This is a genomic window from Loigolactobacillus jiayinensis (assembly GCF_003946445.1).
GTDB lineage: Bacteria > Bacillota > Bacilli > Lactobacillales > Lactobacillaceae > Loigolactobacillus > Loigolactobacillus jiayinensis.
Window position 1 is genome coordinate 1 of record NZ_RHOF01000051.1, and the last position, 25,455, is coordinate 25,455.

At 40.9% G+C, this 25,455-nt stretch carries 28 protein-coding genes; 19 read left to right on the top strand and 9 right to left on the bottom strand.

Translation table 11 applies throughout. From position 1 onward, the window contains the following. Nucleotides 1-133: 133 nt before the first annotated feature. Entirely contained in the window at nucleotides 134-511 is a 378-nt protein-coding gene (locus tag EKM80_RS11585; RefSeq protein ID WP_125553370.1) for a hypothetical protein, read from the bottom strand. Nucleotides 512-549: 38 nt separating this feature from the next. Further along, nucleotides 550-1,398 carry an aldo/keto reductase gene (locus EKM80_RS11590; protein ID WP_125553372.1) on the bottom strand — a complete coding sequence of 283 codons (849 nt, stop codon included), beginning with the start codon at nucleotides 1,396-1,398 and terminating at the stop codon, nucleotides 550-552. Nucleotides 1,399-1,632: 234 nt separating this feature from the next. Here EKM80_RS11590 and EKM80_RS11595 point away from each other — a divergent pair, with 234 nt between their 5' ends. The 13 genes from EKM80_RS11595 (at nucleotide 1,633) to EKM80_RS11655 (ending at nucleotide 12,425) form a co-directional block, all read left to right on the top strand. Further along, nucleotides 1,633-2,283 carry a YdjY domain-containing protein gene (locus EKM80_RS11595; protein WP_125553374.1) on the top strand — a complete coding sequence of 217 codons (651 nt, stop codon included), beginning with the start codon at nucleotides 1,633-1,635 and terminating at the stop codon, nucleotides 2,281-2,283. A gap of 131 nt (nucleotides 2,284-2,414) precedes the next feature. Next, nucleotides 2,415-3,548 (top strand): TVP38/TMEM64 family protein, encoded by a 1,134-nt coding sequence (locus EKM80_RS11600; protein ID WP_225418871.1) that lies wholly within the window; start codon nucleotides 2,415-2,417, stop codon nucleotides 3,546-3,548. A 1-nt stretch (nucleotide 3,549) separates the two neighbouring features. Next, the gene (locus EKM80_RS11605; protein ID WP_125553376.1) at nucleotides 3,550-3,918 is read left to right on the top strand and encodes a 4Fe-4S dicluster domain-containing protein; all 369 of its coding nucleotides are present in this window, start codon (nucleotides 3,550-3,552) and stop codon (nucleotides 3,916-3,918) included. 1 nt (nucleotide 3,919) lies between these two features. Beyond that, the gene (locus EKM80_RS11610) at nucleotides 3,920-4,675 is read left to right on the top strand and encodes a (Fe-S)-binding protein (RefSeq protein WP_125553378.1); all 756 of its coding nucleotides are present in this window, start codon (nucleotides 3,920-3,922) and stop codon (nucleotides 4,673-4,675) included. Nucleotides 4,676-4,692: 17 nt separating this feature from the next. Then, entirely contained in the window at nucleotides 4,693-5,346 is a 654-nt protein-coding gene (locus EKM80_RS11615; protein WP_125553380.1) for a TVP38/TMEM64 family protein, read from the top strand. 16 nt (nucleotides 5,347-5,362) lie between these two features. Next, the gene (locus tag EKM80_RS11620) at nucleotides 5,363-6,601 is read left to right on the top strand and encodes an ABC transporter substrate-binding protein (protein WP_125553382.1); all 1,239 of its coding nucleotides are present in this window, start codon (nucleotides 5,363-5,365) and stop codon (nucleotides 6,599-6,601) included. Continuing rightward, nucleotides 6,591-7,469, top strand: a complete 879-nt coding sequence (locus EKM80_RS11625; protein ID WP_125553385.1) for an ABC transporter permease — start codon at nucleotides 6,591-6,593, stop codon at nucleotides 7,467-7,469. The genes EKM80_RS11620 and EKM80_RS11625 overlap by 11 nt, the downstream gene beginning before the upstream one ends. Continuing rightward, nucleotides 7,466-8,278: an ABC transporter permease gene (locus EKM80_RS11630; RefSeq protein ID WP_125553387.1), complete on the top strand. Its 813-nt coding sequence runs from the start codon at nucleotides 7,466-7,468 to the stop codon at nucleotides 8,276-8,278. Before EKM80_RS11625 ends, EKM80_RS11630 begins: the two co-directional genes overlap by 4 nt. Further along, nucleotides 8,256-9,251, top strand: coding sequence for an ABC transporter ATP-binding protein (locus EKM80_RS11635; protein WP_125553389.1), 996 nt, complete (start codon nucleotides 8,256-8,258; stop codon nucleotides 9,249-9,251). The genes EKM80_RS11630 and EKM80_RS11635 overlap by 23 nt, the downstream gene beginning before the upstream one ends. Further along, entirely contained in the window at nucleotides 9,252-9,935 is a 684-nt protein-coding gene (locus EKM80_RS11640) for a TIGR04283 family arsenosugar biosynthesis glycosyltransferase (RefSeq protein ID WP_125553391.1), read from the top strand. Further along, on the top strand, nucleotides 9,932-10,936 hold the full coding sequence (locus EKM80_RS11645) for a phosphotransferase family protein (RefSeq protein ID WP_125553393.1): 1,005 nt from the start codon (nucleotides 9,932-9,934) through the stop codon (nucleotides 10,934-10,936). The genes EKM80_RS11640 and EKM80_RS11645 overlap by 4 nt, the downstream gene beginning before the upstream one ends. Beyond that, the gene (locus tag EKM80_RS11650; protein WP_164509556.1) at nucleotides 10,933-11,559 is read left to right on the top strand and encodes a TIGR04282 family arsenosugar biosynthesis glycosyltransferase; all 627 of its coding nucleotides are present in this window, start codon (nucleotides 10,933-10,935) and stop codon (nucleotides 11,557-11,559) included. The genes EKM80_RS11645 and EKM80_RS11650 overlap by 4 nt, the downstream gene beginning before the upstream one ends. A 2-nt stretch (nucleotides 11,560-11,561) precedes the next feature. Further along, nucleotides 11,562-12,425, top strand: a complete 864-nt coding sequence (locus EKM80_RS11655; protein ID WP_125553398.1) for a nucleoside hydrolase — start codon at nucleotides 11,562-11,564, stop codon at nucleotides 12,423-12,425. On the opposite strand, the gene EKM80_RS11660 is transcribed toward EKM80_RS11655, so the two are convergent. Continuing rightward, nucleotides 12,422-13,306 (bottom strand): mechanosensitive ion channel family protein, encoded by an 885-nt coding sequence (locus EKM80_RS11660; protein WP_125553400.1) that lies wholly within the window; start codon nucleotides 13,304-13,306, stop codon nucleotides 12,422-12,424. The genes EKM80_RS11655 and EKM80_RS11660 overlap by 4 nt on opposite strands. 251 nt (nucleotides 13,307-13,557) lie before the next feature. Between EKM80_RS11660 and EKM80_RS11665 the strand changes: the two genes are divergently transcribed. Both EKM80_RS11665 and EKM80_RS11670 read left to right on the top strand, forming a co-directional pair. Further along, complete coding sequence (locus EKM80_RS11665; protein ID WP_125553402.1) at nucleotides 13,558-14,022, top strand: DUF948 domain-containing protein; 465 nt, start codon at nucleotides 13,558-13,560, stop codon at nucleotides 14,020-14,022. After that, nucleotides 14,022-14,447, top strand: a complete 426-nt coding sequence (locus EKM80_RS11670) for a YtxH domain-containing protein (protein ID WP_125553404.1) — start codon at nucleotides 14,022-14,024, stop codon at nucleotides 14,445-14,447. Before EKM80_RS11665 ends, EKM80_RS11670 begins: the two co-directional genes overlap by 1 nt. Nucleotides 14,448-14,512: 65 nt before the next feature. On the opposite strand, the gene EKM80_RS11675 is transcribed toward EKM80_RS11670, so the two are convergent. After that, nucleotides 14,513-15,613 (bottom strand): M24 family metallopeptidase, encoded by a 1,101-nt coding sequence (locus EKM80_RS11675; RefSeq protein WP_125553406.1) that lies wholly within the window; start codon nucleotides 15,611-15,613, stop codon nucleotides 14,513-14,515. 207 nt (nucleotides 15,614-15,820) lie between these two features. Between EKM80_RS11675 and ccpA the strand changes: the two genes are divergently transcribed. Beyond that, nucleotides 15,821-16,822: a catabolite control protein A gene (ccpA, locus tag EKM80_RS11680; RefSeq protein ID WP_125553408.1), complete on the top strand. Its 1,002-nt coding sequence runs from the start codon at nucleotides 15,821-15,823 to the stop codon at nucleotides 16,820-16,822. A gap of 43 nt (nucleotides 16,823-16,865) precedes the next feature. Here ccpA and EKM80_RS11685 read toward each other — a convergent pair whose 3' ends face one another. From EKM80_RS11685 to EKM80_RS11695, 3 genes are all read right to left on the bottom strand, one after another. After that, nucleotides 16,866-19,430, bottom strand: coding sequence for a transglycosylase domain-containing protein (locus EKM80_RS11685; protein WP_125553430.1), 2,565 nt, complete (start codon nucleotides 19,428-19,430; stop codon nucleotides 16,866-16,868). Between the two features lie 279 nt (nucleotides 19,431-19,709). After that, complete coding sequence (locus tag EKM80_RS11690; protein ID WP_125553414.1) at nucleotides 19,710-20,810, bottom strand: baeRF6 domain-containing protein; 1,101 nt, start codon at nucleotides 20,808-20,810, stop codon at nucleotides 19,710-19,712. A gap of 103 nt (nucleotides 20,811-20,913) precedes the next feature. Then, the gene (locus EKM80_RS11695) at nucleotides 20,914-21,879 is read right to left on the bottom strand and encodes a biotin--[acetyl-CoA-carboxylase] ligase (protein WP_125553415.1); all 966 of its coding nucleotides are present in this window, start codon (nucleotides 21,877-21,879) and stop codon (nucleotides 20,914-20,916) included. Between the two features lie 107 nt (nucleotides 21,880-21,986). Between EKM80_RS11695 and EKM80_RS11700 the strand changes: the two genes are divergently transcribed. Continuing rightward, the gene (locus EKM80_RS11700; RefSeq protein WP_125553417.1) at nucleotides 21,987-22,235 is read left to right on the top strand and encodes a hypothetical protein; all 249 of its coding nucleotides are present in this window, start codon (nucleotides 21,987-21,989) and stop codon (nucleotides 22,233-22,235) included. 25 nt (nucleotides 22,236-22,260) lie between these two features. Here the strand turns inward: EKM80_RS11700 and EKM80_RS11705 are convergent, their stop codons facing one another. After that, nucleotides 22,261-22,722, bottom strand: coding sequence for an alanine acetyltransferase (locus tag EKM80_RS11705; RefSeq protein ID WP_225418872.1), 462 nt, complete (start codon nucleotides 22,720-22,722; stop codon nucleotides 22,261-22,263). A gap of 105 nt (nucleotides 22,723-22,827) precedes the next feature. On the opposite strand from EKM80_RS11705, the gene EKM80_RS11710 reads away from it, so the two are divergent. Both EKM80_RS11710 and EKM80_RS11715 read left to right on the top strand, forming a co-directional pair. Next, the gene (locus EKM80_RS11710; RefSeq protein ID WP_125553421.1) at nucleotides 22,828-23,286 is read left to right on the top strand and encodes an ASCH domain-containing protein; all 459 of its coding nucleotides are present in this window, start codon (nucleotides 22,828-22,830) and stop codon (nucleotides 23,284-23,286) included. 45 nt (nucleotides 23,287-23,331) lie between these two features. Further along, on the top strand, nucleotides 23,332-23,511 hold the full coding sequence (locus EKM80_RS11715; RefSeq protein ID WP_125553424.1) for a hypothetical protein: 180 nt from the start codon (nucleotides 23,332-23,334) through the stop codon (nucleotides 23,509-23,511). Nucleotides 23,512-23,578: 67 nt separating this feature from the next. Here the strand turns inward: EKM80_RS11715 and EKM80_RS11720 are convergent, their stop codons facing one another. Continuing rightward, nucleotides 23,579-24,997, bottom strand: coding sequence for a uracil-xanthine permease family protein (locus EKM80_RS11720; protein WP_125553426.1), 1,419 nt, complete (start codon nucleotides 24,995-24,997; stop codon nucleotides 23,579-23,581). Between the last annotated feature and the right edge of the window lie 458 nt (nucleotides 24,998-25,455).

Sequence of the window (25,455 nt, forward strand, 5' to 3'; positions counted from 1 at the left end):
TTTGTCTATAGTTGGTCTAGTTCATTGGGTGTTGCACTTCAATTGTAAACTCGGCTTTAATAGACGTCGCAGATATTGAAGAAAATAAAATAGGAATCGAAACATAAGTTGATTTTATGTTTCGGTTCCTATTTTATTTTGCTGCTTCATCGATCAATTTGGTTATTTTATTGATTTCGCTGTGTGCGTGTTCCGGTGAATCACGTGGAATTACAAATTGTGCTTGCATTTTGTGTGGATCCAAATTATATGGCACTAAAATGACACTAAGAAAAGATAAACCATCAACAGGAGTGGTTGGTGTCGAACCTGTTAGCGCCTGAATCTTTTCTGGCTGGTTTTTTAATGGCAACAAATAATCAGCTAATACGCGGTAAGCATAGTATTCTGCTTCAGCATAGATTTCGCCAGAAGCTGTTAGTTGTGGGATAGTTAAAAACTTAATTTGAAAACGATCAGTATTTTTAGTGATTTTTATTGGGAAAGCATAGTCAGGGTTAACAGCAGGCATATTTGAAGATCTCCTTGTCTCGAATTAAATGCGGCGCGCTAATCATATTGATGCTCAATTTCATAAACAATTTCGGGGTCATCACCGGTGCGTTGCTGCCGGTTTAAACGTGCAATAGTTGTCATATCATCAGCATCTAATTTGAAATCAAAAATGGCCGCATTTTCAGTGATACGTTGGGGATTCTGTGATTTTGGAATAACAGCTAGACCTCGTTGTAAATGCCAACGTAAAATGATTTGCGCAGGTGAACGCTGATATTTAGCAGCAATCTTAGCCAAAGTCGAGTCGTGTAGAACAATGCCTCGGCCTAAGGGGCTCCAAGCTTGCGTTATAATATGATGTTCTCGATCATAAGCCAATAATGGTTCTTGTGATAAATAAGGGTGATTTTCAAATTGATTAACAACGGGTTGCTCGTTAGCGCGGGTGGCTAAATAATCAAGGTGTGTTTGATGATAATTAGATACGCCAATACTGCGAACGATTTTTTCAGCTTTTAAGCGTTCAAGTGCGCGCCAAGTTTCAAAAAACTGCGAGTGGATCGGCCAGTGGATCAATAATAAGTCTAAATAATCAATTTGTAATTGTTTGAGTGATAATTCTACCGAGCGTAGTGTGTTGGTGTATCCTTGATTGGTTTCTGCGACTTTAGTGGTGATAAATAGCTTTTTCCGTGGTAACTCAAGTTGTTTAAACGCACGCCCCAAGGTAAGCTCATTTTGATAAGATTGAGCTGTATCGAATAAGCGATAGCCAGCTTGATAGGCGGTAGCAATTGCAGTGCTCATTGTTTGCTGCTCTGTTAGTTTATAAACACCAAAGCCTAATTGCGGGATTGTCCAACCGTCAGCTAGTTGCAATTTAGGTTGTATGAACTTATTCATGATCAATTGCTCCTTATCTATTTCTTTCTATCTACTATTGTATGGCTAGTACGACCATTTGACAAAGAAAATTATTCCTAGCTACTGGATTAGGTGGATTTTAATTTAATTATTTTTAACAATATTTTTTGTAAGCGTTATTTTTAAACGCAAATTCTGGTATAATAAAGATAACTAAAAAACAATTTGTTTCAATAATTATTTTTTAGAATATATTTTTACTAGGAGTGAATCATGATGAAGCAACATCGAGTTTTGGGTAGTCTTATTGCAATGGTATTGATGATTACGGGGATCGTTGTACTGGGGGCAACGCCAACACAGGCGGCAAAAAATATAACTAAAGGTTTAACTACGGAAAAACCATTAAAATATAATAAGTCAACTAAGGAAATTGCCATTCTGACACAGGTTAATGGTACATACTTCACACAAGCAACGCGGCATGTAATTGTCAATGTTGATGGTTCTAACGGGGATAAGTCATTGCTGAAAACTGATGCAACACCTAAGGCCTTCAATGATGCTTTGAAAAAAGTTGGTGCTAAAGCTGGTAACAACTTAACCAAGAAGTCAGCCGCAGGTACTAAGGTCAAGGGGAGCAAGTTAGGTGTTTACTTTGTGATCAATGGTAAACGGGTCAAGGCAGAAAAAGCAGTTCAAGTTAATAAAAAAGATGTCAGTAATCTTGATTTTCGCTTTGGCGGTAACATGGCCATGAATAATGAAATGAAAACTGGTTGTGTGTTGTGCTTCGATAGCTGTCCAGTTGGGATTGCTTCTGGTGCAAAATACGGTTTCCAATATGGTGAACATTTCACTGGTAAAGATAATGTCTTACCTAAGGATGGCAGTAACATGGTCGTTGTCTTTAAAGTTAAATAATTTGATATAAGCAGCTGACAAGGTGGCACAAAACTATTTTTAGTAGTGTTGGGTCACTTTTTAGTTAATTAAGTGGCATACGATAAAACAAATTTTGGTAATTACAGGGTTTTAGAAAGTAGGAACACAAAATGACAAGATTACGGGTAATCTATAATGGCGTTATTTGGGGGCTATTTTGTGCGTTGCTGGCTTGGCAATCAACGTGGCTACAAATGCGGATTGCACTAGGCTGGCTGATTCCAGTGGTAGTAGTGATCGTTTATTTATGTTACTTATTTTATGGGCGTCGATTGCAGCAGAATTGGGCAATCTTTCGTTTTCCAGAAACACTCACAGTAACAGCAGTGCTCAGCGTTATTTTGCTGCTGATTTATCATTGGCAACCGTTATTGGTGGTGATTGGGGCAACAATTCGCGAGGTGTTCAATGCTAGCTGGGCTTTAAATACTACGGCTTACTTCGTTTTAGCTATTATGGCGCTTTGGCTGCTTGTTCTAGCTATTGATAGTCGACGTCATCCAGTCCCTAAGTTACAATCAGCTGATAATTTCAAGCAAGCAACGTTACAAAGTAAAATCGGACTTGTAGTGACGATCATTTTCTTAGTTGCGCTAGTGGTTAGTTATTATTTTATTCCAGGCTATCAGCGGTTTATTAATACTATGAGTAGCTTATTGGTTCATTTGGACATCACTGCTTTACGAGATTATATCAATAGTTTTGGTATTTGGGGGCCGCTGATTTCAACGTTATTGATGATATTCCAATCGTTATTGGCGCCTTTACCAGCTTTCGTATTGACCTTTGCCAACGCCTATCTTTACGGTTGGTTCTGGGGTGCGATTTTATCTTGGTCTAGTGCAATGTTAGGCGCTTTGCTTTGCTTCTATATTGCTAGAGGAATCGGCCGGCCATTTGCAGAAAAGTTAGTTACTAAAAAAGCGTTGGCTAAAATGGATAACTTCTTTGCTGAATATGGTGATTATACAATTGTAGTGTTGCGCTTATTACCTTTTGTTTCTTTTGATGAAGTCAGTTACGGTGCTGGTTTCACTGATATTCGGACCGGTAAATTTTTAATTGCTACTGGGATCGGTCAATTGCCGGCCACTATTGTTTATTCATTTGTTGGTGGTAGTTTAGGTGGGAGTAAGTTAATGCTGTTTATGGCACTGATCGGGGTTATTTTATTAGTTGTTGTCTCCTTATTAGTTCGCAAAATTATGCTGAAACGGCAGGCTAAACGACAAGTAGGTGTTTAAAATGATCAAATATAGTGCGGCAACTTTAGCTAAGGCACAGTACATTAGTGAAACATGCTCAGCTTGTCGTCGCTGTCAACGTGATTGCGTTTTTTTAAGCCAACAAGGACAAACACCAGATCAATTATTCGGTGACTTTGTGACCACTGGTAAAATGGATCCTAAAATAGCTTATAGCTGTCAGTTATGTCAACACTGTACTTTAGTTTGTCCGCATAAACTTGATTTAGCAGCTGCTTTTTTAGCAATTCGGCAAGATTTGATCACACAAAATCATGGGCGGTTACCACTGAAACAGTTGAATGGTGTGCGGTTCAATCAAATATTCTCAAATTTTAAACTATTTACTTATACACGAAAGGGCGATTAAGATGCGACATGGATTTATGGCTGGTTGTTCGTTAAGTGCGTATTGTCCTGAGTATGTGGGCAAAACGGTTAGTTATCTCAAACAATTTTATCCGGAACTATCAATTATTCAGCAGTGTTGCGGCAAGCCACTATATTACATTGGCGAACAGCAGAAATTTGAAAAACAGTACAATAAATTATTGGATTCAATTGATGATTGCCAAGTTGATGAAATTATTGTGGCCTGTCAAGGCTGCTTAAGCATGTTACGCCAAAGTGAGCGGGTTAAAAGTGTTTCTTTATGGCCTGTATTAGCTAAGGTTGGTTTACCAGCTGCTGCAATCGGTAAGGCCAAGGATAGTGACATGGTTTTCACAATTCAAGATTCCTGTCCAACACGTAATGAAACTGATATTCATCAGGCGGTCATTCAGCTATTGCGTGAACTCGGCTATCAAGTGAAATTAGCTAAGTTATCAGGTAAGAATACATTGTGTTGTGGTATGGGTGGTATGTGCGGTGTAGCCAATCCAAAATTAGCGCATGATGCAATGGTTCATCGCGTTGAGACGTTGCCAACAAAGAATATTGTGACTTATTGTGCCTCCTGTCGTTCAGCAATGATGAATGGTGGTGGTCAGTCATGGCATCTGTTAGATTTAATTTGGGGACCGGTAGTCATGCAAGGTGACCACTGTCCGGAAAATGTCTTGAATTCTACCTTTATATCTTGGAAGAATCGCTATCGAACTAAGAAAGTACTCGAGCATGTCTGAAGGGTGGCTATGAGCCAATGAAAAAGGTCATTCTGTTTGTGTGTCTGTTAATCGGTGGTGTACTTATTTTTCGTTTTACCGGACTGAGTACACAAATGCAAAATGTGCCAGCCATGCAGGCGTGGTTCCAGCAGCAAGGATTAATCGGTTATGCTGTTTTTGTGTTACTTTGTATTGCGACTGCAGTCTTTATGTTGCCAGGGAGTTTATTAGCTGTAATTGCTGGTGTGGCCTTTGGTGGTTTTTTAGGTGGTTGCTTAACTGTGATCGGTAGCACGATTGGGGCTAGTTTATCGTTTTTGTTAGGGCGTACATTATTAAAAGATGCTATTATTAATAAGTATGGCGCACAACCAGTTTTTAAAAAGGTGACCCAAGGGGTGGCTGACAATGGGCTTGCCTTTTTGATTTTGACACGCTTAGTACCGATTTTTCCATATGCATTACAAAGTTATGCTTATGCACTAACGCCAATGAGGTTTTGGCAATTCTCGTTGATTTCGGGGATCACGATGTTGCCAGCCTGTTTTATCTATGCTTATTTGGCGTCGGATATTTTAACGCAGGGCATTACTTGGGCATTATCAATCAAGTTTACAATTTTGGGTATTTTATTATTCTTACTAGCGTACATCCCAAAGCAGATTGCACGCCGTAAAAAAATGATTTAGTGGGGGTTCACTGTACATGTATTTCAGAAAGTTAGTCAAAGTTTTATGGGTAGTCCCGTTGTTGTTTTTAGGTGGCTGTAGTGCTAATAATAGCCAGCAGTCGACTAAATTGCCGCCAACATATCAGAGTGCATTAAAGGCAGCTAAGGGACAGACAGTTACTTATTATGGCTTTGGTGGTTCCGATACCCAAAATCGGTGGTTAGATCAAGTTGTCAAACCAATGATGAAGGAAAAGGGAATCACTTTGAAGCGGGTACCAATGGATATTGAAGATATTCTTAGTAAATTAACCACTGAAAAAGAAGCTGGTACGAAAAAAGGCCATATTGATGTGGTTTGGATCAATGGTGAGAATTTTTACAATGCTAAGAAATTAGACTTATTGGCAGGTCCGCTAGATGGACAGTTGTTACCTAATTTTAAACGTTATATTAATGCCAGTGATCCTGACGTTAAGCGAGATATGGATACGGCAATTGATAAACTAGAAGTGCCTTACGGTAATGCACAAATGGTTATGATCGGTAGCAAGCAAATGTTTGCCGGTGACTATCCAACTAGTGCGACTAAGTTATTAGATTGGGCTAAAAAGAATCCGGGTAAGTTAACTTACGTTGCACCACCAGATTTTACAGGTAGCGCCTTTGTTCGTAATATTATTTATGAAAAAGTTGGTTTTGCCGCAGTTAACAACGCACCGGCGACCAAGGCAGGCTTGTATAAGGCTATCAAACCTGGTTTAGATTATTTGAATGAATTAAAACCGTACTTATGGCAACAAGGTAAAACTTATCCTAAGACGACCGCACAACTCGATAAAATGTTTGCGGATCACCAAGTTGCTTTAGATTTTTCTTATAATCAGATGTACGCGGCTACGCAAAAAGATACCGGTCAATTTACTGATGATGCGGTAACGTTTGTCTTCGATAAGGGCACAATTGGGAACTATAATTACTTAGCTATCCCAAAAACAGCGCCGGATAAAGCGGCCGCAGTGGTCTTGATCAATACTATGCTTAGTGAAAAGGCACAAGAAGAACGGCTAGAATTAAAATATGGTGCGGTGATCCCACCTTATTCAGCAACTAAAATGCCAACTGAAATTACAAATAAGTTAGCTACTTCAGCGCAAACCAATAATACTGTTCCTGCGACGACATTAGCGGATAAACGGTTACCTGAAGTAGCAGGTAAAAAGATTCCAATCATTGAACAATTGTGGAAGGAACATGTTTTAAATGCGAACTAAACCAAGATTAGTGCTGTTACTTTTACCCTTTAGTCTATTTATGGCGTTATTCTTCTTTAGTGCGATTTTAAAGTCACTATGGACTAGTTTAGGGTATTATCCGCTGATTGGGTTACATCGTTTAAGTTTGACTTACTATACGGCTGCACTGCAAGATACGGCTTTTTTACGGACATTTATGCGGACGTTTACGTTGGCGTTTAGTAGCACTTTTTTAGCCTGCCTCATTGGACTGGGGCTGGCTTTTTTATTTAGTCAGCAGCACAATCGCTGGACCCGCTTAATGTTCAAGCTCAGCCAGCTACCAGTAATGTTACCGCATATTTTTGTCGTTTTAGCTTTGTTACAATTGCTTAGTCAGACTGGTTTGATTCCACGCTTGTTACAGCGGCTTGGGCTGATCGATCAGTCAGCGCAGTTTCCACTTTTAGTAAACGATCCTGGTCAGATTGGTATTTTATTGACTTATTTATGGAAAGAAGTTCCTTTTGTGATTGTAACGGTAACGCTCGTATTGCGCCAAATTGATTTACGCTATCAAAAAGTGGCGTTAAATTTAGGTGCTAATCGGTGGCAGACATTCTGGCATATTCTGTTACCGTTGGTGCAACCAGCATTATTCAATGCGTTTATCATTATTTTTTCGTTTACGTTTGGTTCGTATGAAGTCCCTTATCTTCTGGGCAATCAGCAAGCAGAATTATTGCCAGTTTATATTTATAATTTATACGTCCAACACGATTTAACGCAGATTCCTTTGTTAATGAGTTTGAATTTACTGCTATCCGTATTTACCATTGCGTTCGCCGGTTTACTATTGCAAGTTAGTCGTTGGCTACCTGGTGGACGGACGGGGGGCCTACGATGAGAAAAATAATTAACAGTTTTATTTATGTTATTTGGGCGTTGATCGTTTTAGTACCATTGGCGTTGATCGTGTTACTGGCACTGAGTCAACGCTGGGCTTACCCAGCATTATGGCCAACGCAGTTTAGTTCAATGGCTACTGTGCTTAGCTTGTTGACTAGTACTGAGGTACTGTCTTCACTTGGTGCCAGTGTGGCGCTGGCAGTAGGTACAATAGGATTAACGCTACTGATTGCCTATCCCACTGCTATGGCGCTAACCTATTACCAATTTCCAGGTAAAAAATGGTTAAATTTGTTAATTTATTTACCGTTGATCATTCCTGGGATTGCGTTATTGACGAATATTGATTTTGTGATAATCAAATTAAATTTAAATGGTCGCTATTTCGGCATTATTGCCGTACATAGTTTGTTTTGTTTACCGTATGCAATTAAATTGTTAAGTGATAATTTAAAATTAGTGGGGCCACAATATGCGGCTGTTAGTCAAAACTTAGGCGCAAGTCACTGGCAAACTTTTTGGCAGATTACAGTGCCGCTAAGTAAGAACGGGCTACAAGGTGCCGTCATGATGACCTATATTGTGTCAATGACGCAGTATTTGGCAACTTTATTGATTGGCGAAGGTAATTATCTAACCTTATCAGTGCGTATGTTTCCCTTTACCCAAGCTGGTAAGTATCAATTAGCTGCTATCTATGCAATTGTCTTTATGTTGGTAACGTTAGTGCCATTATTTTTAATTGATAGTTGGCTGGCATGGCAGGAAAGGAGTCGAGAAGCACATGTATCAATTGACCGCGATTAATCAAAAAAAAGGTGGTCAGGTAATTTTACACGATATTAATCTACAAATTCCAGAACATAAAATTTTAGCTATACTTGGCCCTTCTGGTAGTGGTAAAACGACTTTGTTAAATATACTAGCCCAAATTGATACGCCGACTGGGGGAACGATTATTGACGCTGATGGTCGGCGACCTAAAGGGGTCATGGTGTTTCAAGATTACCGGCTATTTCCTCACTTAACAGTGTTGCGTAATATCACTTTTGGCTTAAAGGTTCGGCACGTTAATAAAGCAAGCCGACTGCAACAGGCTGACGCCATTATGGCGATTGTGGGAATCTCTGATCTAGCACAGCGCTATCCTGATGAGCTTTCTGGTGGCCAACAACAGCGAGTTGCCTTAGCGCGAGCATTGATTTTAAAGCCAGATCTATTATTGATGGATGAACCTTTTTCCAGCCTTGATGAGAGTTTACGGTTAGAAATGCTTGATTTTATTAAGCAGTTACAGCAGCAGTTAGCGCTGACTATTGTTTTTGTGACGCACTACAAGTCAGAAGCTTACCTGTTATCTAATCAAGTGGCGATATTGATCAATGGGCAGATTATGCAGTTAGCAACACCACAACAATTAGAGCAGCGGCCCGCTAATCTAGCGGTGGCCCGTTTTCTGGGCCAAGCTAATTTTATTAATGGTCAGTGGCAAGCTGGCCACTTAACCACGGACTTATATTCTGGAAGCGCCAATTTTAACGGCCCAAATGAGCAGCGCACGGTGGTTTTATATTTGCCTTTTTCTGGCGCGCTTCAATTGCAGCCAACAAGTTATCCTGCATTTAAAGGGCAGGTAGTGGCGCTAACCTGGGCTGGTGCTTATGAGCAAGTGACTGTGCAGAGCGCAGCAACGCAAATTAAACTGAATTTACCAGTGGCGACAGTGCAATTACAGCAAACCTATCAATTCTATTTCACAACAATACCGGTGGTGTTTTAAATGTGGTTAACGATTATTATCCCGACTTATCATGATGACGTTAAGTTGCAATATTTAGTGACGCAGTTTGCGGCTTGGCCGTTAGTGGGGGTTGCAGTACTGATTGTTGATGGTCAAAAACGTCAACGACCTGAATGGCTACCAGATGACTATGGCTATTTATATTGTTCGCAGCCTAATCGTGGTCGACAATTACGCTTAGGTGCTAGTCAGGCGCAGACTGATAAGTTATTATTTCTACATAGTGATTCTTTTTTTCCACAAGGCTCACCCTTGACTTATTTACGGCAAACTAGTGTGGAAGTCGGCTTTTTTACTTTACAATTTGATAGGACAACTCATTTTTTTAAGCGGTTAGCGCGCCAATCTAATTGGCGGGCACGGACGCGTAAACTTATTTTTGGCGATCAAGCTTTTTTTGTGACGCGTAGTGCCTATGAGCGTAGCGGTGGTTTTCCCGACCAGCCGTTAATGGAAGACTTTGCCTTCAGTCGCCGGTTGGCCCACCAACATTATCAGTTTCACCAGATACCACTTATTATTCAAACCAGTGCCCGGCAGTATCAGATGGCTGGCCCGTACCGAACATTATTTAAAATGCAATGCATTCAACTTTTATATATGATGGGTTGTCCGCCGACTTGGTTGCGGCGCCTATATTACCGAAAGGAGCAGCGGTCATGACATCTGCTATTTTAACTAAAATAAAGGATTATTTAAATCAACCCGCGCGGCAAACACAATTAAAAATGGCACCGATTCAAACAGTGACCTTTTTAGCGCAAGGTGAATATAATCGTAATTTTTTAGTGACCACACAAGAACAACAAAAATTTGTTTTTCGCCTTAATTATGGGTCGCAGATTGAGGTGACCTTACAAGCCCGTTATGAATATCACGCGTTAACATTATTGAAAGCAAGTCAGCGAACACCAAAGCCGTTATATTTAGATGATTCACAAACTTACTTTAAGCACGATGTTTTACTGGAAGCCTTTTTGCCGGGCCGACCGTTGGTTTATCAAACTGACCTACCTGAAGCGGCAGCTATTTTTGCGGCAATTCATCAACTACCTGTGTCACCCAAGGCTTATGATTACTTGAAAACAGAAATTAAATTATGTACAGCACGAATCGATGAAGCGTCACGATTATTACAGCCGGTGCAAACAACGGGTAGAGTAGCAGTAGCGCAGGTCAATTTGTTGTTGGCATTACAAAAATGGTGTCAGCAGCACAATCAGGATGATTATTTCGCCCAGCAGCCAACTTGTCTTGTGAACACGGAAGTTAATTCGCATAACTTTTTGATCACGGCAGATTATGGTTGGCTGATCGATTGGGAGAAACCGGTGATCAGTAATGCCGTGCAGGACCTTAGCCAATTTTTAGCGGAAACGACTACCTTATGGCGCAGTGGTGGGGTGCGCTTAACTGATGAACAAGTTACTGCTTTCATTGCTCGTTACGCCCAATTGACTGGGCAACAGGCGCCACAATTACAAGAAAATTTACACCGTTATATGCCTTTTCTATTACTGCGGGCGCTATCTTGGTGTGGCATGTTGGTGGCAACATATGCCGATAAGCCAATCAAGAATCCAGAAATTTATCAACGATGCCAAGCATTTTTACAACCCAGTTTTATGGTACCGCTGTTGGCAAAATATGGGGTGCCATTATGAAAAAAACGGCGTACATTATTTTAACTAAAATTCCGGAGCCGGGCTATGTTAAAACACGCTTATCGCCAATGTTATCAGCAACGACAGCAGCAAAAATTCAGCGCGCCATGTTACGGCATTTAATTGGTCAATGTGGCCAATTACGGACACAAATGGATACTTATTTGGTATATCAAGGGCAAACGGCGGCAGTAACGCAACAATTTTTGCAAAACTTACCTAGTTGGTTACAAACTTTTCCACAAATTACGGGAACGTTAGGCGAAAAAATGAGTACGGCGATTGCAATTTGCCAGCAACAGGGTTACCAACATATTCTGTTAAGTGGCAGTGATATCCCGGAATTGTCGACTACTATTATTCGGCGGGCGGACCAAGCCTTAACCATAACGCCAACTGTGTTAGGACCGACTATAGATGGTGGTTACTATTTATTCGGGGCACGGCAATTAGATGTAAGCCCGTTTTTAGCGGCTGATATTTCGTGGAGTAGTGCCTCAGTTTTGGCGACAACCCAGCAATTACTGGCTCAAAATGGGCAAGCAGTAACCTTATTACCGAAACTACAAGATGTTGATTTTGCGGCCGATTGGGCAACGCTAGCACCATTGATGGGAGAATAAAAATGAAACTAATTTATGATTGCGACAATACGATTGGTTTACCCAATAAAGATATTGATGATGGGCTGACCTTACTTTATCTATATCAGCAGCCAACAGTTGATTTATTAGGGGTAACACTCACTTTTGGTAACGGTACAGTCGCGCAAGCACAGCAGCAAACAACGATTTTAACGGAATTATTCGACTTGAACGTTGATGTATACCCTGGAAGTGAGCATGAGCAAGCCAATAAAAAAACAGCCGCTAGCCAGTTCTTGGCAGCGACTGTTCGACGTTATCCGCATGAAGTCACAATTTTAGCCACAGGTAGCTTAGCTAATTTAGCGGCGGCAGCACAACTTGATCCGGAGTTTTTTAGTTTAGTTAAACAAATAGTGATCATGGGTGGTTTATTTAAACCATTAACGGTCAACGGCTATAGGGTTGATGAACTCAATTTTTCAGTGGCCCCGACAGCAGTCGCGCAAGTAATGATGAGCGGCGCGCCACTTATTATCGCTAGCGGACAATATTTGGCCACAGCAGTATTTAGTCGTCAAGAATTAGCGCTGCATTCCGGTAATCAAGCGCGTAAGCAATGGGTAACGCGAGCAATTAATAATTGGATGGACGTCACTCAACAAATGTGGCAAATTGATGGGTTTGTCAACTGGGATGGTATCACTGCGATGACGCTATTTTCGCCTGAACTATTTGAGTTTAAACAAGGTTATTTAGCACCGCCAACACCACAATTAGCAACTGGTTTGTTAGAACTAACCACTATACCAAACCAGCATCCAGTGAAGCTAATGGTTGCCTTAAAAGATTTAGCGCAGTTGAATCTTTTATTTCTACAAGGGTTAAATCATTATTTGGATTAATTGGTTGTTGATAACGGCGTGGAAGGCAGCTTGATACCAGCGTCGCTAAGTGCACTGATATAGGCAGCTAAAAAGTCGCTTTGAATGCGGCCTTGTGCGCCATTTTTAGTGTACAGGATCACACGGACGGCAAAATTACCGTTACCAAGATCAACCAAACCGAAAACATCAGGTCCGGATTGAATTTCTGGATATTTTGGTGTCAATTCCTGATTAACATCGGCTAATACCTGTTGCACGTGCTCGGAGTCAGTTTCTGGAAACAAGCGGACGTCAATTTGGACGCGCATATTACTGCGGGATAAGTTGCTGACAATGTTAATATTACTATTAGGGATGAAGTTTAAAGTGCCATCAAAACTTTTGACTTGAGTTGTGCGTAAGCCAACGGCCATAACGGTCCCTTCAATAGTGCCAACCTTAATGTGATCACCAACATCTAATTGTTGCTCTAACAGAATAAAAATACCGGATAAAAAGTCTTTGACTAAGCTTTGTGCACCAAGGCCAATGGCGACACTTAAAATCCCGGCACTGGCGATCAGCGTTCCGACAGGTACACCTAAAATACTTAAAATGGCGTAAAGGTAGAAAAACAAAATCAAATATTTGACGATGTTAAGAATTAAGGTATAAATTGTTTGAGAACGACCTTCGCTGAGATTACGTTTAGCGCGGTAATTAGTAAAACTGCGCTCTAACACTAAATGAGTCACTCGATTGATGATCCAAAATAGGATACTTAATAATAATAGTTCAATGGTGACAGCAACAATTTTACCTAAAATATTCTCCCATTGAATATTTTGAATAAAGCGAGTCAACACGTTCGTTTGTTTTGTCACTGAACTAGTGACAGTCAATAATTGTCCAACAGCCAAAATTTCCACCTAATTTCTAATAATCTGCACTTAGTGTAGCAAAAAAAACGTAAAGATGCCAAATTCCATGGACAATCATTGAAGAAAGCGCTAAATGATGCTATCCTAAAAACATCAGATGTAGCTGGCAAGTCAGTATAAAAAACTTGTCGTTATAGTAAGTGTGGTCAAAATGAATTAAATCAATTTGACTGACTCACTGATTTTGTGCTAAAAATTATCCACAAATGTGGAGTAGAGGAGGCTATGCAATGACTGGTGGTGAAATTGCTGGATTGATTGCTGCCATCGCTTTTTTAATTTTAGTAATCGCGCTGGTATTCTTATTACGGCGGATAACTAAGGTCATGACCGAAATTCAAACGACCGTTAATGAGGCAACACGGTCAGTAACCGTCGTCACTGGCGATGTAGATACCCTATCTAAGGAAGTCGAAGGGTTATTGACAAAAGCAAATGTATTATTAGATGATGTCAATGGTAAGGTGGCTAATTTAGATCCAGTTTTCCAAGCAGCAGGGGATCTAGGGGCTAGCGTTTCTGACCTGAATGAGGCAAGCCATAATTTAGTCGATAAAATTGGTAATGCTGGTGCAACGACAGCCAAGGCCTCAGCATTGACTCGTGTTGGTGCTAGTGCTTTACGCTTTTATCGTAAGCGGCGGCAGCATAAAGCAACAGATACGGAAAATACACAACAAGGGAGCGATTTATAATGGCAAAAGGCAAATTTCTATTTGGTTTCTTACTTGGTGGTGCAGCAGCGTTTGCCGCAACCCGATTGTTAGCCCCAGAATCAAGTGACGAATTACGGGATAACTTGGCACGTAAAGTAAATCAGTTCCGCGATAAAGCGGCTGATTACGCTGATTTTGCTGATGAAGGACTCGATGAGTTTACTGACATCGCTGGTGATACAGCTGATGATTTAGGCCAAACAGCCACTAGCGCCAGTGATCAAGTTAAATCAGCTGCAGCCGATTTGAAAGATTCAGCTGCTGATTTAAAGGATGATACTGCTGACTATGCAGATATTAATCTAGAAGGTCAAAGTGCTTTTGCAGAAGCTAAGGACGCTGATGACACCAGCTCTGCTGCAACTAGTGAAGCGCCGGCTGATACTGATTCAGCTGAAAAATAAAAGCAACTAAATAAGCGTTCACGACGAGTATAAATTCGTCGTGAACGCTTATTTTTCTGTCAGTACTAGTTCTTAATGTATTGTAGTTCCTTGGGGGTATGGGTAAATGGTTCGTTGCCAGTTGCGGTGATGTGGATACAATCTTCAATCCGCACACCAGCAACGCCAGGAATATAGATACCTGGTTCAATCGAGAAGCACATACCAGGTTGTAATTCCATATCATTGCCTTCCATAATGGATGGGAACTCATGAGTGGAAGTACCGATACCGTGGCCTAAACGATGAATGAAGTAGTCACCATAGCCAGCTTTTTCAATAACGCTGCGGGCAATATGGTCAAGTTTCGCTGCAGTCAAGCCAGGTTTAGCCGCCGCTTGGGCAGTTAATTGCGCCTCCAAACAAACTTTATGAATATCCAAAGCTTTAGCACTTGGCTGACCAAAGGCAACCGTCCGTGTCGCATCACTCATATAGCCGTTGTGAACAGTACCTAGGTCAAAAAGCACCAATTCATCTGGCTGAATTTTAGTGGCTTTCGGGTCACCATGGGGATCAGCGGCATTAGCACCAGCTTGAACGATGGTATCAAAACTCATTTGCATGACACCACGCTTCATTAAGGCGTATTCAATCTCTGCGACAACTTCTTGTTCAGTTCGGCCAGCTTGAATGGCTTTAAAACCAACTTCAAAGGCGTAGTCAGCTTCTTTACCAGCAGCGACCATTTCCGCAATTTCAGCTGGCGTTTTGATTAATTTAGCTTGTTCAATAAACCGGCTGGCATCACCAGGGAAGCTAGCTTCAGGAAAGGCTTGTTGTAAGATTTCATAGCGGCCAAAAGGTAGATCATCCTTTTCAATTGCCCAGCGTTTTGGTTGTGCTTGGCGGTGTTTTACTTGCTCGGCGATCAAGGCAAATGGCTTTTCATGATCAAGGTAGCCGTAAGCAGGGTAAGTCCAGCCGCTAGCTTTAACAGCTTCAACTTCAAGCTGGGGACCAAAGAAGAAGGGATCTTGGTCAGGGAAAACTAACAGTGCTTGTACACGTTCTTCTGGATCAGCAAAAAAGCCAGAGAAGTAGGCCACATTAGTTGGATTACTGATATAAGCAACATCGTAATGATTAGCTGCTAACCAGTTTTGCAAATTCTGCAAATGATTCATTAAGTAATCATCCTTTCTTAATTCTATTTCAGTATAGCATAATTAGTTCACTGTATTTATTGAATTTTTTTCACAAGCGAATTATGAAAACATTTATGCAAATTTTATGAAAAAAGCATTTAAACCGCTTGCATTTTTTTGAAAACTTTGTTAAATTATAGAAGGTAATTACATGAAAATTAATGAAAACAAAGCGAGGAATTAATAATGGATAAACAAACCATTACAATTTATGATGTAGCACGTGAAGCCAGCGTTTCAATGGCCACTGTCTCACGTGTTGTGAACGGTAACCCTAACGTTAAGCCAGCAACACGTAAAAAGGTACTTGAAGTGATTGACCGCCTAGACTACCGGCCAAACGCTGTTGCGCGTGGTTTAGCTAGCAAAAAGACGACCACAGTTGGTGTGATCATCCCTGATGTTACGAATATTTATTTCTCTTCGTTAGCCCGCGGAATTGATGATGTAGCTACGATGTACAAGTATAATATTATTTTGGCTAATTCTGATGAAAACGGCCAAAAGGAAATTCAGGTTTTGAACACATTACTAGCTAAACAAGTCGATGGTGTTATTTTTATGGGTAATCAAATCACCGAAAGTATTCGAGCTGAATTTACACGTTCGAAAACACCCATTGTGTTAGCCGGTTCAGTTGATCCAAATGAACAAGTAGCCAGCGTTAATATCGACTACGTAGAAGCAATCGATGAAGCAACGAGTACCTTAGTTCGTCATGGTAATGAAAAAATTGCTTTCGTTACTGGTAGTTTAAGCGAACCAATCAATGGTCAATACCGTTTGAAAGGGTACAAGAAGGCTTTGGCCCAAGCTAAAATTGCTTATGATCCAAATTTGGTTTTTGAAACCGAATATAGTTATAAAGCTGGTGAAGCAATTTGGGATCGTGTTAAGGCTGCTGGTGCAACCGCAGCAGTTATTGGTGACGATGAATTGGCGATTGGCCTACTTAACGGTGCTGGCGATGACGGGGTCGTTGTACCTGATGACTTTGAATTGATTACCAGCAATGATTCTAAGTTAACCGAAATGGCACGACCAAAGATGAGTTCAATCACACAGCCTTTATATGATATTGGGGCAGTTGCAATGCGCCTTTTAACTAAAATGATGAATAAGGAAGAAGTCGATAATCAGACAATTCTCTTACCTTATGGCATTGTTGAACGTGGTACAACTAAATAAGTATAAAAAAACCTCACTTTTTAAAAGTGAGGTTTTTTTTGCATTAATTTGTTGTTGCGGTGCTACTTTGGCCAATGCCGGTCGTTGTATTACCTTCAGTATATTCATCAGGAATGACTTCGCCGCCATAAAGGGCACCGTCGGCATTGTTACCATTAAGATAATTTTTCCAGAAAGTAGAATAGTTAGAAGTACTACCGCCAACACCAAACTTCTCTTTTGTCTTGGACGGGCTCCAACCAGCATAATAAGAGGTATTTTTAGTACCGCTGATAAGAACGCTTTGACCATTAACGGTTAGCCGCCCAGGTAGTTCGCCGGTAGACTTAACAACTGAAGCAGTGGTGACACCACTCGGTTTTTTCCGTGATTTGGTTGTGCCCATTACTTTGCTATCAGCACTGTAAATCGCGTTAGCCAAATTGGACCAGAATTGATTGGTGATTTCACTAGAAGAATCGGTTAAGTTATAAGATGAGCCATTATAATTATCATAGCCGGTCCAAGTTGCGAGTGTAACCGCTGGTGTACTACCCACAAACCAACTATCACGGTTATCATTAGACGTCCCCGTTTTACCGACTAAATTAGTCGTATCAAAGGTAGTTGCACTTGAAATTTGACTGGCAGTCCCTGAAGTAACGACACTATGCATCATATTAGAGGTGATGTAGGCAGTTGCCGCTGAAAAGACCTTCGTTGATTTTGCCTTATGTTGATAGACAACCTTGCCGTTAGCATCAGTAATTTTATTGATCACATAAGAATCAGTGTGGGTTCCGCCATTAGATAAAGTTGAATAAGCACTTGCTGATTCAGCTACGGTGACACCATAATCGGTCCCACCAAGGGCTAAGCCTAGGTTCTTGTAATCGTTAGCGGTTAATGTATTGATCCCCATTTTTTCCATATAGGGTTTAACTGAGCCTTGCTTACGGACTTGGTTGTAGAGGTTGACTGCTGGAATATTATAGGAATACTTCAACGCATCACGGGCATTAATAAACCGATTTTGAATCGTTTCACCATAATCAGTTGGTTTATAGCCGTTAAAGTTAACCTTGAAGTCAGCCAATTTTGTTTCCGAACCAATAATTTTACGTTCAAGCGCAGGCGCATAGACAGCTAATGGTTTGATCGATGAACCCGGTGAGCGCATCGTGTCAAAGGCGTGGTTTAATTGACTACTAGAGTAACTACGGCCACCAATAAAGCCAAGAATGGCACCAGTTTGATTATTTAACAAGACGCTACCATTTTGTACCGGCTCTTTAACCTTGACCACGTTACCATTAGCATCAGTGGTTGTATCATAGTAGGTTTGGCCTAAAGTTGAACCTTGCTGCTTAACAACTTGCTGCATAGCGTTATAGATTGGTTTATTGATCGTACTGTAGATGTGGTAACCACGGTTGGCCAATAATTGTTCTGCCTGTTCATCGTATTGCTCTGACAGGGCACCATCTTTATTTACTTTAGCTGCTGTTAATCCATCCGCTTTGTATAGTTGTTTTTTAATAATACTTTCAGCTTGTTGAGTTAGAAGATTATAAACGTAACCATATTTAACGCTTGACTGGGGATTCTTTTGTTTCGCTAAGAAGTCCTTGGTCAAATCATATTTTTTGGCCGCTTGATAGGCCTTATAGCTGATTTTATTGTCGCGATACATGCGGAACAAGACTGTATTTTTACGCTCTAAGCCATACGAAATATTCTTCTTTAGTTTCCCAGTATTGGTAAACGGTGTGTAGACAGAAGGACTTTGCGGTAGGCCCGCGATAAAAGCAGCTTGTGCCAAATTAACTTGACTAGCTGGTACGCCGAATAAACCTTCCGCAGCGGCCTCGACACCGGCCACATTTTGACCTTTATTATTGCGACCAAACGTGGCGGCATTTAAATAAGCTTGCAGAATTTCAGACTTGGAGAAATACTTATCCACCCGCAAAGCTAACAAAATTTCCGTTGCTTTACGCTTAAAAGTTGTTTCTGAATTCAAAATTTGCATCTTGACCAGCTGTTGTGTCAATGTTGAACCACCAGTTTGGACACCAATACCAGTTAAGCTAGATAGTAACGCACGAATAACGGATTTAGGAACGATACCTTTATGTTGATAAAAATATTGATCTTCCGTTGATGTGATTGCCTTGGTCAAGTTAGGTGAAATCTGGTTGATCGAGACTGATTGACTAACCAAATTAGTTCGCATTGAGCCCAGGCGCACGTCATTGGCAAAATAAAGATTGGACGCTTCGTAATTGCTATTGATCTCATTTTTCATCGTCGTGTAATTTGGAATATTATCGTGACTGATCAATGAGGCAAAATAGCCGAGCCCTAATCCAAGTCCCAAAGCACCAGCAACAAGGCCAAATGCAAGTAGATGCAGCAATAAACTACGGATGACACTGATGCTAATATCGAGATAATAAAAAATTGCTTCTTTGGTTGTGGCTGTTTCCTTGAGCGTGACATCTGGAAAACTAAGATGCCGTTTTATGTAGTGCCATATGCGGCCAAATAACCGACCCAACCGCGAAAGAAGCCCAGTAGATTGCTTTTTCTGCCGCTGATCGGTTCTAGATCTATGGTCTTTCAACATCATCCCACCTTAAAAATCTAAATACTCCTAAGTATTATAACAGATTGAATTTTATTTGCGCCGAAAAGTTGCCAATGGTAACAGAATTGAAAGACTTCCGCTGAAATTAATGCAATTAAAGCGGCAATCAGCGTTTGGCTTAAGAATTTGTTAAACTAAAAATCAATTGGCCAAGCGCATAAGTTGCGCTGTACCATAAGAAAATATTTTTCTGTATTAGGCTACAATCAAAAAACGACAAGCCTATTTTAGCTTGTCGTTTTGATATAGTGTTGTTATTTAGCGGTAACGTTTGATGGCCACAACGGCTTCTGTTGCTGGATAATCAGCCGCTGGAAAAATACGGACACGGCCTTGATAGCGGAGGACTTGGTCACACAGCTCTAGTAACCAATCTGGTGTTGTTGTGTCTAATTGGTCTTGATCAAGTAATAACGTGTCAATTTGACCGGCTAGGGCTGCTGTACGGAGCTCCTCGCGGTCACTGGCAATCAATTTTTGATTGGCCGCTAAGTCATAGCGTTCACGTACAATGGCTAATAATTCCGCTTGCCACTGTGTTTGTAATGGTTTAAGTGCCTCAGCTAGATCATTAGTACTTAAATTTAATGGTGAGCGCTCAATCGTCAAATTTTCGGCTAAATAAGGATTCTTGACTAATTGGCGGAAAAGACTTTGATTTTCTGGTAGGGCGAAAAGGATCAGCGCGCGCTGTCGCTTAGCCGTGAAATCCTTTAAATAATCAGCTACGGCTTGATAATAGTTGCGGTGATCAATTTCTTGTTCAGCATCGGCCGTATTGTGGCCGTGATAACTCACATGGGCACCATGCCCGCCAGCGTGGGCGTGGAAGCTCATATCACCACCAGTAACTTCGGTTCCCAATGCTTTTTGTAAGGTAGTTGGTGCGTCCGCAGGTAAGTTAATAGCTTCAGCAACGCCAGTGTTGACGGCAAACAGTTGACAACTATCTTGGTTTAAGCAGAGTAAGTCAAAGTTAAAGGCCAGTTGTTGCGCAGCAATTTGTGGTAATAAATTGGGCCAGCTACTAACACAAACTTGATTTTCGACTGCGGTATCTAAGCGTAACAAGGTTGTGTGTGCCGCACTAGTGATAATACCAAAACTAGTTGGTAGGTTGTCCTGCCAGTAGGGGATATCAGTTAATAGCGGCGTTAATTGTTGTTCATATGGCTGCCAAGCTAAGTCAGGAAAACAGTCGCTGAATTGCGTAGCCGCACTTTTAAATAGTTGTTTGATCGCCAAACGATTTTTATCGGCTTGGCGCGCTGGTGCCATTTGAAAATACAGTGAAACGAATGGGCCTTGATCCAATTCATTGAGTAAGGTTTTTAGATCAGTAAAAGTTGTTGTGGTCATAAGCCTGCCTCCTTAAATGAGTCATGATCGTTAGTCGTGACTACTTGATAAGCACAGCTTAACATGGTACTGGCAGTGGGCGCCACTTTGATACTTACGATCATTAGAAATGGACTTTGGTAACTTCACCAGAGCTAAAAGTTTGCTGACCAGTGCTGGTCGTTAGGACTAATTCACCGGCGTCATTGATTGTTTTAACCTTACCAGTAATCGTTGCTTGACCTTGTTGTAAGGTCACAGTACGGTCGATCAATAAGGAATGTGCCCGGTATTCTGTTAAAAAAGTACCGTCCGTGTAGGTTTGGTAGAGACTAAAAAATTGATTAAGTAACGCACTGATCAGTTGGTTACGCGTAATCGATGGTTGTTTTTGAAAAAGTGCGCCGACCTTTGTTTGTAGTTCAGCGGGTATTGTCGCTGCAGTCGCAAAATTTAGCCCAATGCCGATAACAACATGACTGATTTGCTGACTTTCGAAGTCAGTAATAGCTTCTGATAAAATACCACAGATCTTTTTGCCTTGATAATATAGATCATTGACCCATTTAATATCAACGCTAATGCCAGTTGTTTCCTTAATTGCACGAAAAACGGCAGTAGCCACCGCTGTCGTCAGCAGACCAACGTCGGTTAAGGGTTTCGTTGGTTGTAGTAATAGTGACAGGTAAATACCAGACTGCTCTGGTGATACAAATGTGCGTCCATAGCGGCCGTACCCTGCGGTTTGCTGATTGGCGATGAAAACCTGCGGCGTCACCGCATTTTCAGCGGCCGCTTTTTTTGCGGTTTGATTAGTAGAAGCTAGTTGTTCATAAATATTTAACGGCAGGTCGGTTAAATTGGTAGCTAGATTTTGGCGAATAACTGGGGCACTCAGTAAGTCGGTTGGCTGATAACGATAGCCTTGATGGGCCTTGGTGTCCAGATGGTAGCCAGCTGCTTTTAAAGCTTGAATAGCTTTCCAAATGGCTGTTCGTGAGATGCCTAGTTCCTGGCCTAATTGTTCACCAGAGAGATATTCAGTGGGATGTGCTAATAATAGCGTCAATAATTTTTCTTGCGTTGACATAATTGAGACTCCGTTCAGTTAAAAATTTGTTTAATCCTAAATAATATCAAGTTAACATAACCTTTATTATGTTAAATGGGCTATAATGTAGTAAAGGGGGCTTTTTTGTGACGTGGCAAGATTTTCTACAAGCTAAGTTTGACCTGGCTGATATCGATACAAAGCAAGTCATGATAGAAGTGCCAAACACAAAGGAAAAATTGGTACTTAAAATCAATACGGATGTACTTGCTAAACTAAAAGCAGACAATGGTAAATTACAACAATTAGTTAAACACTTATTGCGCAAGCATAATAAACAGACGAGTGCTGAAACAATTGTGATCAACAAGCGTAATTTACGCATTTTTCTGTAACCGCTGACAGGTGACTTTTATGAAGTTACTTGTTTTTTATTAGCTTTTGCGGTTGTTTAGTTGATAAATAATGTTGTGTCAATAGCTTTTGGCGTAGCGTCGTATCATCACCACTTAAGCTAACGGCAAAATGTTTTAGATCTAGCTCAGCAAAGGTAAAGGCTGCCAGATAATCAATGATTTCAGCGCGCGCAGCAGTCGTAAGTCGCTCTGGGTGATATATAAATTTCAGTTCAGCTTGTTGCTTAGCTGGGATAACAGTTAAGCTGGCGATACCGCAGAATTGTTGATCGGCACGCTGAACGATACCCCAAATCAAGGCTTGATTATGCATGATCAGCTGCATGGCTTGGCTGACAACTTGAGCCATTTCTGTCATTGAACGTTGTGTCGGAATATTATCGTGGACCGTTTTTAGCGGTGTATGGGTCAACCAATCAAGAGTGTAGTTAGCACTCATCATGGGATGATAGTGTTCAAATTTCATCAATTTCGTTACCTCACTTGTGTTAGATATTCATTAAGTTAAATCATTGATTGTCAAAGACACCAGAGTTTCCTATAATTAGATTAGGAATGAGGAAGCAGCAATATGGAAAATGAATCAGCAATAAAAATGTGGCATGCCTTTACTACCGAGCATCCAGAAGTCAAAAGTGGCTTCGACGCCTGGTCATTTGGTGCAACGCCGCAAATGGCCGACGACTTAGCTAATCTTGTGATTAAGCGCAAAAAAACTGCCACCGCATCAAATTATGCCTTATACGGGCTAACTAATATGCCATTACCACAGATCGGTGCTTACAGCGTCATTCTCAATGGGCATCAGCAGGCGGTTGCCATTATTCGGACTACTGCCGTTGATGTTGTACCATTTGTTGACGTAAGCGCTGATCACGCCTTTGCTGAAGGCGAAGGTGATCGGACGTTGGCTTATTGGCGCCAAGTACATGAAAAATTTTTCACTGAAGAGTTAGCTGCCGCACAGCAACAATTTACTGAGCAAACCTTAGTTTTATTGGAACGATTTATGTTACTGTACCATTACTAAGATTACTAGCTTAGCATAATATTAATAGAAGGAGCACGCAAGTAAATGCATTATCAAAGTAAGGTTTTTACCACTTATGCCCAAGAGTTGGAAAAGCGACTGAACAAAGTATTATTGGATATCAGTGAAGAAGATCGTGAGTTAGTTGATGTTAAGTTGACGCCGATCAACACGTCTGAAAGTATTGATAACGAAATGGTTTTAGTCGTTGTGATTTCACGCTAATCATGGTGCCACAAAAAGGGTTCCCTAATCAAATTTTGATTAGGGAACCCTTTTTGTTAGACCGTAATTAGTGTGTCATTGCGTGCGTAACAGTTGTTGGCGCACTTTTATCAGTGGCAACTGTTTCTTCTGGTTCAGTTGCTTTAGCTTTTTTCGGTTCGGGGAAAATTAGATTGGCGATAATTCCGACAATCGTGGTTGCGGCAATACTATCTTCAAAAATAAACTTCAACCAAGTTGGCATGCCGGCGATAGCATCAGCGTGACCAGCAAAACCGATCCCCAAGGCAAAGGTGATGCCCAAGACAGTAATGTTTCGTTCGCTGAATCCAGCTTGAGCCAACATTTTAATACCGTTTAATGTGATCATTGCAAAGACAGAAATCAAAGCACCACCTAAAACAGCAGGTGGAATTGAGGCAAAGATATACCCTAATTTAGGTAAGAAACCACAGATAACTAAAACACCTGCACCTAGGGTAATACACCACTTGTTGACAACTTTAGTCATCGATACGATGCCGACGTTTTGGCCAAACGCTGTGTTCGGCATTGCACCGAAAAGAGAAGCAACAGCACAGCCAAAAGCATCAGCTAAAACAGCACCTGAGGTTTCTTTTTCTGTTGCTTGGCGGTCAAAAGCAGCAATAGTGATCCCAGAAGTATTACCAATTGTTTCCATTGAAACGGTGATGTAGATGATGACAAAGCTAATAATTGTTTGGGGATTAAATGTCGGCATAAAGGGTAACGGCCGTGGAATGGTCGCCCATGAAGAAGCGCCGATCGCACTTAAATCAACTTTACCAAACGCTAAGGCAATCAGATAACCTAAAACCAAGCCAAATAACAACGCTGCGGTTTTAACGATCCCCTTACCAAAACGTTGTAACGCTAGCACAATAATAAAGGTGGAAAAGGCGATCGTCAGATTTTGCCAAGAGCCATAATCCTTGGCACCAGCGCCACCAGCAAAATAATCGCGGCCGACGTTAAGTAAATTTAAACCAATAACAATCAAAGCACTACCAATAACTAATGGGGTAAAAAGGCGTTTTAAGTATTTGTAAAATACGCCAATTAATCCTTCAGCTAAACTACCAACTAAGGCGCCGCCAAGTACAGCGGGAATACCACCTAGTGCGGCAGCAGCGGAAGCAGTGGGGACGAAGGCAAAACTAGTGCCCATAACAAAAGGTAATCCGGAACCAATTTGGAAGCGACCAATTTTTATCGGGTATAATTGCAGGAAAGTTGCTAAGCCAGAGATCAACATGCCAGCTTGAATCATAATGACAGTTTCCTGAGGTGTTGCTTTGGCGATAGCGGCAATGATCAGCATGGGTGCCAGATTACCGGCAAACATAGCTAGAACGTGTTGTAGCCCCATTGGAAAAGCAATTGAGAAGCGTGGACGACCATCTAATTGATAAAGCATTTCTTCGTCTGATAAGCCACTACTATTTGTGTTTTTCACTTTTTTCATGAAAAATCCTCCGTTTCAGTGCACTTGAACTAGTCCGACTAACAATAATTGTATTTAGTTTAAAAAATGGGTCATGCTAACGATTAAGGCCTTCTTTCTTTAAATAATATTTTCTTTCAAAAAAATATTATTTGTAACGTGAATAAAAATAATATGCGCAAAATCACGCATCAATAATGTAAGCGCTTTATTATTTTAATACATAAAGCTTAGCACGGAAGCCGTGTAAAAGCAATATCCATTCGCCTAATTACGCTATTCATTTAACTAACTAATTACTTGGTTAAATGAGTAGATTTTTGCTGATGTGAACTGATGAATTCGTGTTTATAACACCGATCTGCTGTGACTTTTAGGCAAAATAAAAACGCCTACGAATAGACGTTTTTAAAAATCTTATTTTGCCAGCTCATAAATAGCTTAACTCATAAGACGCTGTCATATCAAGCGTTACGGCC